This window comes from Bradyrhizobium betae (assembly GCF_050632175.1).
Classification (GTDB): domain Bacteria; phylum Pseudomonadota; class Alphaproteobacteria; order Rhizobiales; family Xanthobacteraceae; genus Bradyrhizobium; species Bradyrhizobium betae_B.
The window spans coordinates 4,662,783-4,676,193 of sequence record NZ_CP192576.1 but is presented as its reverse complement, the minus strand read 5'-3'; the positions used below and the strand labels follow the sequence as shown (position 1 = coordinate 4,676,193).

The 13,411-nt window shown below is 64.7% G+C and carries 13 protein-coding genes and 1 pseudogene; 3 read left to right on the top strand and 11 right to left on the bottom strand.

Annotated features, from left to right (window positions below; all coding sequences use genetic code 11):
• Window positions 1-27: 27 nt before the first annotated feature.
• From ACQ86E_RS22540 to ACQ86E_RS22530, 3 genes are read left to right on the top strand one after another with little or no spacing between them, the layout of a single operon-like run.
• Window positions 28-717 (top strand): GntR family transcriptional regulator, encoded by a 690-nt coding sequence (locus ACQ86E_RS22540; RefSeq protein ID WP_431201862.1) that lies wholly within the window; start codon window positions 28-30, stop codon window positions 715-717.
• 41 nt (window positions 718-758) lie between these two features.
• Window positions 759-1,214 (top strand): FAD-dependent oxidoreductase, encoded by a 456-nt coding sequence (locus tag ACQ86E_RS22535; RefSeq protein ID WP_431201861.1) that lies wholly within the window; start codon window positions 759-761, stop codon window positions 1,212-1,214.
• Window positions 1,211-2,125 carry an NAD(P)/FAD-dependent oxidoreductase gene (locus ACQ86E_RS22530; RefSeq protein WP_431201860.1) on the top strand — a complete coding sequence of 305 codons (915 nt, stop codon included), beginning with the start codon at window positions 1,211-1,213 and terminating at the stop codon, window positions 2,123-2,125. The genes ACQ86E_RS22535 and ACQ86E_RS22530 overlap by 4 nt, the downstream gene beginning before the upstream one ends.
• Before the next feature lie 20 nt (window positions 2,126-2,145).
• Here ACQ86E_RS22530 and ACQ86E_RS22525 read toward each other — a convergent pair whose 3' ends face one another.
• From ACQ86E_RS22525 to ACQ86E_RS22475, 11 genes and pseudogenes are all read right to left on the bottom strand, one after another.
• Window positions 2,146-2,358 (bottom strand): hypothetical protein, encoded by a 213-nt coding sequence (locus tag ACQ86E_RS22525; protein ID WP_431201859.1) that lies wholly within the window; start codon window positions 2,356-2,358, stop codon window positions 2,146-2,148.
• A gap of 185 nt (window positions 2,359-2,543) precedes the next feature.
• The gene (locus ACQ86E_RS22520) at window positions 2,544-3,464 is read right to left on the bottom strand and encodes a putative bifunctional diguanylate cyclase/phosphodiesterase (RefSeq protein ID WP_431201858.1); all 921 of its coding nucleotides are present in this window, start codon (window positions 3,462-3,464) and stop codon (window positions 2,544-2,546) included.
• A complete protein-coding gene (locus tag ACQ86E_RS22515; protein ID WP_431201857.1) occupies window positions 3,433-4,401 on the bottom strand; it encodes a diguanylate cyclase domain-containing protein in 969 nt (322 codons plus the stop codon). The genes ACQ86E_RS22520 and ACQ86E_RS22515 overlap by 32 nt, the downstream gene beginning before the upstream one ends.
• A 265-nt stretch (window positions 4,402-4,666) precedes the next feature.
• Window positions 4,667-5,404: a ribulose-phosphate 3-epimerase gene (gene rpe, locus ACQ86E_RS22510; RefSeq protein WP_431201856.1), complete on the bottom strand. Its 738-nt coding sequence runs from the start codon at window positions 5,402-5,404 to the stop codon at window positions 4,667-4,669.
• Complete coding sequence (gene cbbX, locus ACQ86E_RS22505; RefSeq protein WP_431201855.1) at window positions 5,401-6,315, bottom strand: CbbX protein; 915 nt, start codon at window positions 6,313-6,315, stop codon at window positions 5,401-5,403. Before cbbX ends, rpe begins: the two co-directional genes overlap by 4 nt.
• Window positions 6,316-6,411: 96 nt before the next feature.
• Window positions 6,412-6,819: a ribulose bisphosphate carboxylase small subunit gene (locus ACQ86E_RS22500; protein WP_431201854.1), complete on the bottom strand. Its 408-nt coding sequence runs from the start codon at window positions 6,817-6,819 to the stop codon at window positions 6,412-6,414.
• Between the two features lie 11 nt (window positions 6,820-6,830).
• Window positions 6,831-8,291 (bottom strand): form I ribulose bisphosphate carboxylase large subunit, encoded by a 1,461-nt coding sequence (locus ACQ86E_RS22495; RefSeq protein WP_431201853.1) that lies wholly within the window; start codon window positions 8,289-8,291, stop codon window positions 6,831-6,833.
• A 49-nt stretch (window positions 8,292-8,340) separates the two neighbouring features.
• A pseudogene (gene fba / locus ACQ86E_RS22490) lies at window positions 8,341-9,427 on the bottom strand (class II fructose-bisphosphate aldolase).
• 14 nt (window positions 9,428-9,441) lie between these two features.
• Window positions 9,442-11,463, bottom strand: a complete 2,022-nt coding sequence (tkt, locus tag ACQ86E_RS22485; RefSeq protein WP_431201852.1) for a transketolase — start codon at window positions 11,461-11,463, stop codon at window positions 9,442-9,444.
• 14 nt (window positions 11,464-11,477) lie between these two features.
• Entirely contained in the window at window positions 11,478-12,353 is an 876-nt protein-coding gene (locus tag ACQ86E_RS22480; protein WP_431201851.1) for a phosphoribulokinase, read from the bottom strand.
• Between the two features lie 11 nt (window positions 12,354-12,364).
• The gene (locus ACQ86E_RS22475) at window positions 12,365-13,402 is read right to left on the bottom strand and encodes a class 1 fructose-bisphosphatase (RefSeq protein WP_431201850.1); all 1,038 of its coding nucleotides are present in this window, start codon (window positions 13,400-13,402) and stop codon (window positions 12,365-12,367) included.
• Window positions 13,403-13,411: the final 9 nt, after the last annotated feature.

Here is a 13,411-nt window from a genome sequence, read left to right as displayed (position 1 = left end):
CATCGGCCCAACCGCGACGGATGCCTCATGAAATCGGGAGCAACAGCAAAGCAACGGAGTGGCGGCGTTCACGGCTCCGCGCCTGACGCCGTTCGCGAGGCGCTGCGGCGCGCGATCAGCGCGGGCGAGCTGGCGCCCGGCATTCAGCTCCGGCAGGACGAACTCGCCGAAAAATTCGGGACCAGCCGCATTCCTGTCAGAGAGGCGCTCCGGCAGTTGGAGGCCGAGGGCTTCGTGACGTTCCTGCCCAACCGCGGGGCGGTCGTCTCGGATCTCTCAATCGACGAGGTCGTCGAGCTGCTCGAGATTCGCATCGCGCTCGAATGCCACGCGCTGCGCCTCGCGATTCCCGCTATGGGCGACATCGATATCGATGATGCCAGGGCGATCCTCCGCTCCTACGACGAGGAGCCGGATCCGGAAAAATGGGGCGCGTTCAATTGGCGATTCCACAAGGCGCTCTACGCGCCCTGCAATCGCCCGCGCCTGCTTGCGATGATCGAGGCGAATTATGGTCACGTCGGTCGCTTCACCCGTGCCCTCGTGTCGCGCGCGACCGGCAAGGATCGGCCGCAGCGAGAGCATTACCAGTTGCTCGAATATTGCCGCGATGGCGAGGTGGAGAAGGCCGTGCGCTTGCTACGGGAGCACATCGTGCAGACCCAGAAAACGCTGCGATCTGCTCAACGTCATGCATCGCGGGATGGGACAGGCTGATCTGGGAACCGATCGCCGCCATTGTGTCGAGGAGAGTGCGTTTGAAGACGAACGATGTTGAAATCCTTGTTATCGGCGCGGGCATCGCAGGCCTCGCCACGGCCTATTACCTTGCCGTCGAGCACAGGCGCTCGCGCCTGCTGATCGTGGATGAGGGGCAGCCGATGACGCTGACATCGGCGCAGTCGGGCGAGAACTATCGCAACTGGTGGCCGCATCCGACCATGGCGGCCTTCACCGATCACAGCACGGACCTGATGGAGGACATCGCACGCCGCACGGACAACCGCATCCACATGACGCGGCGCGGATACCTGCTCGTGACGCGCGAGGAGAAACCGGAAGAGTTGCTGCGGCAGTTGCATGCCGGCTACGGCGCCTCGGCCTCGAGGCTGATCCGCCAGCACGAGGGCACGAGCCTGAACTATTCGCCCCGCTGTCGGCGGACTGGCAAATTGCGCCCGATGGCGTCGATGTGCTGCTTGGCCGAGACTTGATTCAGCGCACTTATCCAGCTTTCGACAAGGAGGTCGCCACCGCGCTTCACATCCGCAGGGCCGGCGACATCAGCGGTCAGCAACTCGGCCAGTACATGCTGGAAATGATGCGCCCGCTCGGTGCGCAGTTTCGGCAAGCGCGGGTGGTCGGAATCGCCAGGGCTGACCGATTCCAGGTTGACGTCGTCGCTGACGGCGAGCGCCAGACGATCAAGGCCGATATCATCGTCAATGCGGCGGGCCCCTTTGCGGCGCACATCGCGGCGATGCATGGCGAAAAGCTGCCGATGCTGAACGTACTTCAGCAGAAAATCGCCTTCGTCGATCGCAATCGTGCGGTGGACCGCAAGATGCCGTTTGCCATCGATCTCGACGGCCAGACGCTCGCGTGGTCTCCCGAGGAGCGGGAGGCGCTGGCCGCCGCTCCCGAGTTGGCACGCCTGCTGGAACCGATGCCGGGCAGCATTCACCGCCGGCCCGACGGCGGCGATCACGGGCAATGGATCAAGCTTGGCTGGGCCTTCAACTCGGAGCCGTCAGAGCCTTCGCGCGACCCCGAACTCACGCCTCATTTTCCAGAGGTCGTGCTTCGCGCCGCAAGCAGGCTCCAGCCCGCACTCGGGCAATATCTCGGTGCCCTTCCGCGGGATCGGGTGCATTACGGCGGTTTCTATCCCATGACCAGGGAAAACTGGCCGCTGATCGGCGCGGCGAAGACCCCGGGCGTGTTCCTGACGGCTGCCTTGTCGGGCTATGGAACCATGTCGACCTGTGCCGCGGGCGATCTCTGCGCGCGTGCCGTGGTCGGCGCGGCCTCGCCCTCTTTCGCGGAGGCGCTCTCGCTGGCGCGGTACGAGAACAGGACGCTCATGGGCGAACTCGAGAGCGCCGAAAGCCGCGGCCTGCTCTGATTATCTCCACATCGACGCCTTCACGCGGCGGCGGGCGTCTCCCAAACCGCGGCTGCTGCGGCGTCGTCTTTGCAGTGGGCATTGCACGCGACGAAATGCGCCTTCAGCGCAATTTCGGCGAGATGTTCGAAATGTTCGGCTTGGCCAAGGAGTTGCCAGTTCTGGAGCGGCCGGTAGGCCGCCTGCTGACGACAGAGGGACGCCAGCGCCCGGTAGCGACGTACGTTCTCCATGAGAGCCTCCCTCGCATTCACAGGCTTATCGCCCTTATTTGCGTCAGGCGGATGGCGGTTGTGCAAAACATTTGCTGCATGCACCGCGCGCCTGACCGCGGCCAATTTGAAAAATGCGCAGGCGGGTATTGGTTCCTATCGCCACCGAAGGCGCGTGGAACCGGTCTTGTCCGGCAAGCTGCTGGCTAAGCGGAAAGGCGTTGTTCCACGGTCACCCCGATCAGATCGAGATACCGTTCGATCGGTTCAGGCCGGCCAATGAGATAGCCCTGCATCTCCTCGCAGGCCTCGCGCGCGAGGAACACCCGCTGCGCTTCGGTCTCCACCCCTTCCGCGACCACCGGAATCTTCAGGGCGTGCGCAAGGCTCAAGACCGCGCGGACGATCTCCGCCGATTGCGGCGTCGCTTCGAGATCGGAGATGAAGCTGCGGTCGATCTTGATCTTGTCGAACGGGAACGACTGGAGATAGGACAGCGAGGAATAGCCGGTGCCGAAATCGTCCATCGCGATGCGGATGCCCAGCGCCTTCAACCGGCGCAGCAGGGTGAGCGCGCGGGTGAAATCGCCGATCAGAACGCCCTCGGTGATCTCGACCTCGAGCCGCGTCGGCGCCAGCCCCGTCTCCAGCAGGATCTGGTGAATCGAACGTTCGAGGTCGCCGGCCTGGAACTGGACCGGCGACAGATTGACCGCCACCTGCAGCGGCCGTGGCCAGGACGCAGCCTCGCGGCATGCCTCGCGCAAGACCCATTCACCGATCTGGATGATCAGTCCGTTCTCCTCGGCGAGAGGAATGAACTGGTCCGGCGGCACGAAGCCGCGGGTCGGGTGGTTCCAGCGCACCAGCGCCTCGAAACCGATGATCTCACCGTCGATCCGCGCCTGCGGCTGGAAGTAGACCAGAAGCTGGTTCTGCTCCACCGCCTGCCGCAGATCGTGCAAAAGCAGCCTGCGATCGCGCAGCTCGCGGTCCATCTCGGATTCGAAGAAGCAGACCCGGCCCCGGCCCTCGCGCTTGGCGCGATAGAGCGCTGAATCGGCATTGGCGAGCAGCGTTGCCGCATCCACGCCGTCATCCGGATAGATCGCGATACCTACGCTCAAGCCGACATGGGAGAGATAATCGTCGACCTCGAGTCTCGTTGCCGATCGCCTCGACCAGACGTTCGCCGAGCGCCAGCACATCTTCACGGCAGACATCGTCCGGCATGAGTATCATGAACTCATCGCCGCCGATACGGGCGACGAAGCCGCCGTCGGATTCCGCGGCAAGGCGCCCGGCCGCCGCCCGCATCAACATGTCGCCGACGGGGTGGCCGAACACATCGTTCACTTCCTTGAAGCGATCGAGATCGAGACTGAGCACAGCAAAGCTGGTCGATGCCTTCTGGGCGCGCTCCAGCCGCTCGCTCAGTGCCGCATTGAACGCGCTTCGGTTGGGCAGGTCGGTCAGCGCATCGTGATGTGCGAGGTGGCTGATGCGTTCCTGGGTGGTGATGCGCTCGGTGACGTCCTCGATCACGCCGACCAGATATTGCGGCTCGCCCGCGGCGTCCGTGATCAGCATCTTGCGTGAGTTGATGACGCGGTCATGCCCCTTGACGCCGACTTCAAGCAGATGCTCCTCGAGGAACATCGGCATACCGCTGGCAACGACCCGTCGGTCCTGTTCGTTGACCATGCGGGCGACATCCGCCGGAAAGACTTCCTCGGGCGTCCTGCCCAGCATCTGCTCGCGCGGCAGGCCGTAATAATCCTCGCCGGCGCGGTTGAGCAGGATGTAGCGCGAATCCTTCGCGCACTTTGCGAACACGGCGATCGGGATGTTGTCCACGATGGTGTCGAGGAACTCGCGCGTTCGCAGCAGATCTTCTTCCACCTGCCCGTGCGTGTTCGCGCGCGCCTCGGTCATCCGCTGGCGATCACGGTCGCTCGCCTCATAGGCGGCGCTGACGAGTTCGCCCAGCTTGGCGAGCTGGACCTGTCCGTTCGCGTCGGTGGCGCAGCGAAGCTGCTCGGCGAACAAGCGATGCATGCTCATGCCGTCGCTCCCCGCCGCGTGCAGGCGACGTGCCTGCAATTCTCTGCGATCCGCATCCCCGCGCTCTCTTGCATTCCTAAACCGCAGATTGCGGCGGTTAGCATTGCGCGGGCGTTAATCGAATTCTCGTGCCAGGCGCGTTGGTTACCCCGGCCTGAAGGAGTTGATCGACTTGCGCGGCATCCTCCGTAGAACCCCGGAGAAAAGTGGCACGCCTTGGTACAACCAGTGCCGGGACATCCTCTTCATGCGCCCCATCCGTAGTCTACCGGATGAGCGCGCCCTCTCGGTGCTGCATCGGTCGCGCGGGACTATCCCGCAGGATGGACGCCCGTGCGGCCTCTGCCGCGACCCGAATGGCCGCGATGTTGCCGGTATAATCGGCGCTGCTCTTGCCACGAAACACGGCGGAGCCTGCCACGAGCGTATCGGCGCCCGCGGCGGCGACAGCAGCGGCATTGTCCCGCGTGATGCCGCCGTCGACCTCCAGCCGGATCGGCCGTTCGCCGATCATCTGTCGAATGCGCCTGATCTTCTCGATCTGGGAGTCGAGGAAGGATTGGCCGCCAAAGCCGGGATTGACGGTCATGACCAGCACGAGATCGAGACGATCGAGCACATACTCGATCGTACCCTCGGGCGTTGCCGGACACAGGCTGACGCCGGCTTTCTTGCCGAGCGCACGGATCGCCTGCAGCGAGCGGTCGAGATGCGGCCCGGCCTCGGCATGGACCGTGATGACGTCGGCACCCGCCTTTGCTAAGGCATCCAGATAGGGATCGACAGGCGCAATCATCAAATGGACGTCCAATATCTTCGACGTCACCGGCCGGATCGCCTTGATGATGTCGGCGCCGAAGCTGATGTTCGGAACGAAATGGCCGTCCATGACGTCACAATGGATCCAGTCGGCGCCGGCCGCGTCGATCGCCGCGATTTCCTCGCCGAGGCGCGCGAAATCGGCGGCCAGGATCGACGGGGCAATGATGATCTCCCTGGTCATGACTTGGCACTTCGCGCGTCGGCGCCGCCGCTGAAGACGCGGCTCGCCAGCACGTCCGCCGGGTCGATCGTTTCCAGATCGGCGACATCGAGCATGCGATCGAGATCGGACACCAGTCGATCGGCCTGCCGCAGGCGGATGCGATCGACCGCGTTGCGGATCGAGCGCGCGTTGGAGAAGAACGGCTGGGTCCGTCGCAGTGCGATGTACCTTTCGAAGGCCTCGCGCGCAGACGCCGAGAAGCGATAGCCGCGCTCCCTGAGCATCAGCTCGGCGATGACCAGCAACTCGGCTTCCGCATAGTCCGGGAAGTCGATGTGGTGGGCGATCCGCGAGCGGAATCCTGGATTTGACGCGAAGAAGCTCGTCATCCGCTCGCCATAGCCGGCCAGGATGACGACGAGATCCTCGCGCTGGTTCTCCATCACCTGGAGCAGGATCTCGATCGCCTCCTGGCCGTAGTCGCGCTCGTTGTCAGGGCGGTGCAGGTAATAGGCCTCGTCGATGAAGAGAACGCCGCCCATCGCCTTCTTCAGGATCTCCTTGGTCTTCGGCGCGGTGTGCCCGATATATTGCCCGACGAGATCGTCGCGCGTCACCGAGATCACCTGCCCGCGCCGGACGAAGCCGAGCCCGTGCAGGATCTTGGCCATGCGCAGCGCTACCGTGGTCTTGCCGGTGCCGGGATTGCCCGTGAACGACATGTGTAGCGTCGGCGGCGCGGAGGCGAGGCCCGCACGCTGCCGGATACGCTCGATCAGCAGCAACGACGCGATCTGGCGCACGCGGCTCTTGACCGGCCGGAGGCCGATCAGCTCCTGCTCGAGCTGTTGCAACGTGTCGGTGATCCCGGCAGCTTCGGCCTCCTTGCGAAGATCGAACGCGGTTTCGGTGGTCGGCAAATCAAGCATCGTCGCCTCGAATAAAATAGCTTCGCCGCGGGGCGGCGGCGAAGCAGTTGTCCGCCAAGGATCTGGAGCAACAAGGCTCCGCGCGGAGACGAATGGCTATCGCGGCGCGTGCGCGATGGTCTTTCTGACGGTGCTGTAGCGGATCGCACGGCCGCCAACCTCCTGCCGCACCAGCTCGAACTCGGCCTCCTGCGGTGGCCGGTTGACCAGGAACGAAATCCGCACCGATTCCCAGCCATGGCTGGAATCGAACCCGCTGATGCGGATGTAACGATCGCCGTACACCCTGCGGCATTCGGCGAGTTCCATCATCACGCCGGCGGCGTCCTGGAGATCGAACATCGGCAGGCCCCACATCTCCCAATAAGTGTTGCGGGGATGCGGATCGTCGGTGAACTCGATATTCACCGCCCAGCCGTTGGCGAGGCAGTATTGCACCTGCTTGGTGATCTGGTCGTCGGTCAGATCAGGCAGGAACGAGAAGCAGCCCTGGGTCAGTTTCATGTTCTGTCTCCTCAAACGGTTTCCAGCGCGGTCGGCACGAAGTCCGGCGTGTCGGTGGATTGGTAATTGAAGCTGACGTCCTTCCAGACCTCCAGCGCGGCCTTCAGCGGCGTGCAGGTCTCGGCCGCCCTCGCCAGGATTTCCGGGCCTTCATGGACGTAATCGCGCCCCTCGTTGCGGGCGAGGATCATCGCCTCCAGCGCCACGCGGTTGGCGATCGCGCCAGCCGCAATGCCCATGGGATGGCCGATCGTGCCGCCGCCGAATTGCAGCACGACGTCCTCGCCAAGCAAATTGAGCAACTGATGCATCTGGCCGGCATGGATGCCACCGGAGGCGACCGGCATCATCTTGTTCAGGCTCGCCCAGGACTGGTCGAAGAACAGGCCGTGCTCGAGCATGGTCGGGTTGAAGTCCTCGCGGCAGACGTCGTAGTAACCGCGCGTGGTGTTGGGATCGCCTTCGAGCTTGCCGACCACCGTGCCGGCGTGGATGTGGTCGACGCCCGCCAGACGCATCCATTTCGCGATGACACGGAACGACACGCCGTGGCTCTTCTGCCGCGTATAGGTCGAGTGGCCGGCGCGATGCAGATGCAGGATCATGTCGTTGCGGCGCGCCCACTTCGCCATGGACTGGATCGCGGTGTAGCCGATCACGAGGTCGATCATGACGATGACCGAGCCGAGTTCCTTGGCGAATTCCGCGCGCTCGTACATGTCCTCCATCGTCCCGGCGGTGACGTTCAGATAGGTGCCCTTCACCTCGCCAGAAGCCGCCTGCGCGCGGTTCACCGCCTCCATGCAGTAGAGGAAGCGGTCGCGCCAATGCATGAAGGGCTGCGAGTTGATGTTCTCGTCGTCCTTGGTGAAGTCGAGCCCGCCCTTCAGCGCCTCGTAGACGACGCGGCCGTAGTTGCGGCCGGAAAGCCCCAGCTTCGGCTTGACCGTTGCGCCGAGCAACGGCCGACCGAACTTGTCGAGGCGCTCGCGCTCGACCACGATGCCGGTCGCCGGCCCCTGGAAGGTCTTCACATAGGCGACGGGGAAGCGCATGTCCTCGAGCCGCAACGCCTTGAGCGGCTTGAAGCCGAATACATTGCCGATGATCGAGGCCGAGAGGTTGGCGATCGAGCCCGGCTCGAACAGGTCGAGATCGTAGGCGATATAAGCGAAATAGGAGCCCGGCGTGTTAGGCACCGGATCGACGCGATAGCACTTGGCGCGATATTTCTCCGCAGCAGTCAGACGGTCGGTCCACACCACGGTCCAGGTCGCAGTCGAGGACTCGCCGGCGACGGCTGCGGATGCCTCGATCGGGTCAACGCCTTCCTGCGGCGTCACACGGAAAAGCGCGATGACGTCGGTGTCCTTCGGGACATAGTCGGGCTCCCAATAGCCCATGCGTGCGTATTCCATAGTGCCCGAGCGATAGCGCTCTTTGCCGCGGACCGTGCCGGTGTGTAGATTCATATCAGCCTCCTTAAGGCGCTTTCTCGCTTCGCTGCTCTGTGTATTTTGCTCAGGCCGCAACCGACGCGCGGGCATCGATCCGCGGGTCGAGGTCGCCACCACGGTAGCGCCGCGCCATCTCGCTCATCGGCACCACCTTGATCCTGCTTGCGTGGCCGGCAGTACCGAATTGCTCGAACCGTTCACGGCAGAGGTCGCGCATCGCGTCCATCGCCGGCTTGAGGAACTTGCGCGGATCGAACTCGGAGGGCGACTGCGCGGCGATTTTTCGGAACACCGCGGTCATCGCCAGGCGGCAATCGGTGTCGATGTTGACCTTGCGCACGCCGCTCTTGATGCCGCGGACGATCTCCTCCACCGGCACGCCCCATGTCTGCGGCATCTCGCCGCCGAACTGGTTGAACATGTCCTGGAGCGGCTGCGGCACCGAGGAGGAGCCGTGCATCACGAGATGCGTGTTCGGCAGCCGGCGGTGGATCTCCTCGACCACCCGCATCGCCAGGATGTCGCCATCCGGCTTGCGGCTGAACTTGTAGGCGCCGTGCGAAGTGCCCATCGCGATGGCGAGCGCATCGACCTTGGTGGCGCGAACGAAATCGACGGCCTGATCGGGATCAGTCAGCAGTTGGTCGTGGCCGACCTTGCCCTCGACGCCGTGACCGTCTTCCTGCTCGCCGCCGCCGTGCTCGAGCCGAGCCGAGCACGCCGAGTTCGCCTTCGACGGATGCTCCGACCCAGTGGGCGAGATCGACGACCCGACGGGTGATGGCGACGTTGTAGTCATAGTCGGCAGCAGTCTTGGCATCGGCCTTCAGCGAGCCATCCATCATCACGGAGGTGAAGCCGTGGGCGATAGCGGATGCACAGGTCGCCTCGTCATTGCCGTGGTCCTGGTGCATGCACAGTGGGATGTCCGGATAGGTCCGCTCCAGCGCGTCGATCATGTGCGAGAGCATGATGTCACCGGCGTAGCTGCGGGCGCCGCGCGAGGCCTGCATGATGACGGGCGCATCGACCTCAGCCGCCGCCTGCATGATCGCGATGCCCTGCTCCATGTTGTTGATGTTGAACGCCGGTACCGCGTAACCGTGACCGGCGGCGTGGTCGAGCAGTTGGCGAAGGGTGATACGTGCCACGGACTGTCCTCCTGTTATTGCTTGCGGGCGCGGGCGATCGCCCGTCGGGCGGCTTCCGCAATGCTTTGCGGCGTGATGCCGAATTCGCGGTAGAGCACCGGCGCCGGCGCCGAGGCCCCGAAGCCGCGCATCCCGACGAATTCGCCGTCGGCGCCGATCCAGCGATGCCAATCGCCGACGATGGCCGCCTCGACGCCGACGCGCGGCGCGGCGCCGAGCACGGAGCCGCGATAATCCTCCGGCTGCTCCTCGAACAGTGCGAAGCAAGGCGCGGAAACCACGGCCGCACGGATGTGCTCGGTCGCCAACAACCGGGCGGCTTCCAGCGCGATCGACACTTCCGAGCCGGTCGCCATCAAGGTCACGTCACGACCGCCATCCGGCGAAACGACGAGATAGGCACCGCGCGTCACACGATTTTTGCCGCGTGCGTCGCTGCGAAAGGTCGGCAAGGCTTGCCGCGACAGGCACAGCACGGACGGGCGATCTTCGCTCGCGAGCGCGCAATCCCAGGCTTCCAGCGTCTCCACCGCGTCTGCGGGACGGAATACGAGCAGGTTCGGAATGACCCGAAGCGCTGCGAGATGTTCGACCGGCTGGTGCGTCGGGCCGTCTTCGCCGAGCCCGATGGAATCGTGGGTCATCACGTGGATGACGCGCAACCGCATCAGGGCCGCAAGGCGGATCGCCGGCCGGCTGTAGTCGGAGAAGGCGAGGAACGTGCCGCCATAGGGAATGAAGCCGCCATGCAGCGCCAGGCCGTTCATCGCAGCGGCCATGCCGTGCTCGCGAATGCCATAATGGATGTAGTCGCCGGCGAATGCCTCTCGCTTCACGGGCGCCTGCGCCTTGGCGTGCGTGAGGTTCGAATGCGTCAGGTCCGCCGAGCCGCCGACAAGCCCGGGAATCGTTCCGGCGATGGCGTCGAGCACCTGTTGCGAGGCCTGCCGCGTCGCGAGCTTCGGGCGGTCGCTGGCAAAGCGTTCGCGCAGCTTCGCCGCCGCCAGCGCATAGGCGGCAGGCAAGGCAACAGCCTTGCCCTCGACGAACAGGTCGCGCTGCTCAGGTGACGCGCCTTCGTAGCGATCGAGCCAGGCGAGACGTTCGACCTGTCCGCGCTGACCGATCATCCGCCATGCCTTCGCGACGGGAATCGGCACCACGAAGGGCTGATAGTCCCAGCCGAGCGTCCGGCGCGCCGCCGCCGTCTGCTCGGTGCCGAGCGGGGCGCCATGCGCCTTCTCGGTCCCCTGCCGGTCCGGCGCGCCATAGCCGATGATGGTGCGGCAGGCGATCAGCGACGGTTTTGTCGTCTCCCGCTCTTCGGCGATCGCTTGCGCAACCGCCTCGGGATCGTGCCCGTCGACACGGCGCACCGACCAGCCGGATGCGGCGAAGCGCGCGAGCTGGTCATCGGACGTCGCAAGCGACGTCGGCCCGTCGATGGAGATGCCGTTGTCGTCGAACAGCACGATCAGCCGGCCGAGTTGGAGATGTCCGGCCAGCGAGATCGCCTCCTGGCTGATGCCTTCCATCAGGCAGCCGTCACCGGCGATCACATAGGTGAAGTGATCGACCAGGCCGTCGCCATGCCGCGCATTGGCCATGCGCTCGGCGAGCGCCATGCCGACCGCGGTGGCTATCCCCTGCCCCAGCGGTCCCGTCGTGGTCTCCACGCCCGGCGTATGTCCATATTCGGGATGGCCTGGCGTCTTCGAGCCCCATTGCCGGAAGGCCTTGATGTCGTCGAGGCTGACGTCGCCGCCGGTCAGGTGCAGCAGCGCGTAGAGCAGCATCGAGCCGTGGCCGGCCGAGAGGACGAAGCGGTCGCGATCCGGCCAGTTGGGATGCGCCGAGTCGAATTTCAGGAAGCGCGAGAACAGCACGGTCGCGACATCGGCCATGCCCATGGGAAGGCCGGGATGGCCGGACTGAGATTTCTCTATGGCATCGACCGCGAGGAAGCGGACGGCGTTGGCGAGATCGCTGTGCGCGACCGTAGTGAGGTCGGCTTCGGCGTGGACGGAGATATTCATCTCGCTCTCCTCGTTCACTTCAGGTTTCGCTTGCGCTCGATCAGCTGCATGATCAGCGGCGTCAGGATGAGCTGCATCGCCAGATCAAGCTTTGCGCCGGGACACACGATGGAGTTCGCACGGGACATCCAGCTTTGCGGAAGCATCGAGAGCAGATATGGAAAGTCGATGCCGCGCGGATTCTTGAAGCGGATCACGACCATCGATTCATCCGGCGTCGGGATCCAGCGCGCGACGAAGGGATTGGAGGTATCCACCGTCGGCACCCGCTGGAAGTTGATGTCGGTCTCGGAAAATTGCGGGCAGATGTAGTGGATGTAGTCGGGCATCCGCCGCAGAATGGTGTCGGTGACGGCCTCGGTCGAATAGCCGCGCGCGCTGCGGTCGCGATGCAGCTTCTGGATCCATTCGAGATTGATGACGGGCACGACACCGATCTTGAGATCGGCATAGCGCGCGACATTGACCTTGTCGGTGACGACGGCACCGTGCAGGCCCTCGTAGAACAGCAGGTCCGAATTCTCCGGCAGCCGTTCCCATTCGGTGAAGGTGCCGGGAGCCGCGCCGTGCAGCGCGGACTCCTCGACGTCGTGGACGTAATGCCGCGTCGTCGCAGTGCCGGTCTCGCCATAATCGCGGAACGCCCGCTCGAGCTCCTCGAACAGATTGGTCTCGGGGCTGAAATGGCTGAAATGCTTGTTGCCACGCTCGGCCTCCGTGGCCATCTGCGTACGCATCTCGGTGCGGTCATAGCGGTGAAAGGCGTCGCCTTCGATGTAGGCGGCGTTGACCTTCTCGCGGAAGAATATCTGCTCGAAGGTCTTCTTCACCGAGGTCGTGCCGGCGCCGGACGACCCGGTGATGGAAATGATCGGATGCTTCCTGGACATGCGCCGCCCTCTCACACGCGGAAGAAGCCGCGACGCGCGAACAGCGGCGCGGAGCCGCTCGCCACCAGCAGCGGATCGCAGTGCAGTTCCTCGACGCGGCGCACCTCGCTGCTGGAACCCATGACGAGGGGCACGCGCTGGTGCAGACTTTGCGCTGCGAGGTCGAGGATGCGCTCGCGCCCTGTCGAGGCAGAGCCGCCGGCCTGCTCGATGATCATCGCCATCGGATGCGCTTCGTAGGTGAGCCGCAGGCGGCCGTCGCCATAGCCGGGGCGCGCGTCGGAGGGATAGAGGAACACGCCGCCGCGGGTGAGAATGCGATAGGCCTCGGCGACCAGCGATCCGATCCAGCGCATGTTGAAATTGCGGTTGGCGGGCCCGTCGACGCCGGCAAGACATTCGTCGACGAAGGCGCGCACCGGCGGATCCCAATGCCGGCGGTTCGATGCATTGATCGAGAACTCGTCGCACGCCTCGGCGACCTGAACGCCGCTGCGCGCGAGGCGGAAACAACCGGACCTGCGATCGAGGGTGAAGATATCGACGCCGTCGCCGAGGGTCAGCACCAACGAAGTCTGCGGACCGTAGGTGACGAAGCCCGCCGCAAGCTGCGCCGAGCCGCGCTGGTGGAAGGCGAGATCGAGGTCGTCCGGCGCCGGCAGGATCGAGAAGATCGTGCCGACAGTCATGTTGATGTCGATGTTGGAGGAGCCGTCGAGAGGATCGATCGCGATACAGATTTTTGCTTCGCGATCGGCGATCTGCGGCTCGCGCATCTCCTCCGACGCCAGCGCCGCGATCGGCAATTTGCCGAGGCAGCGGCGCAGGATCATGTCCGCCTGGACGTCGAGATCACGCTGGAGATCGCCGTCGCTGTTGCGGCCGGTGGTCAAGCCCGAGGCGTCCGCAATATCTCCGGTGGCAATGAGCTCGGCGATCTCGATCGCGGCTGCCGCGATGGCGTCGACCGCTGCCGCCACCGCCAGCGCATGCGGTGCAGTCTCGGAATACCGCTGAAGGTGCTCGTCCAGCCTGAGTTGCCCGGTCATCGGCGTCCA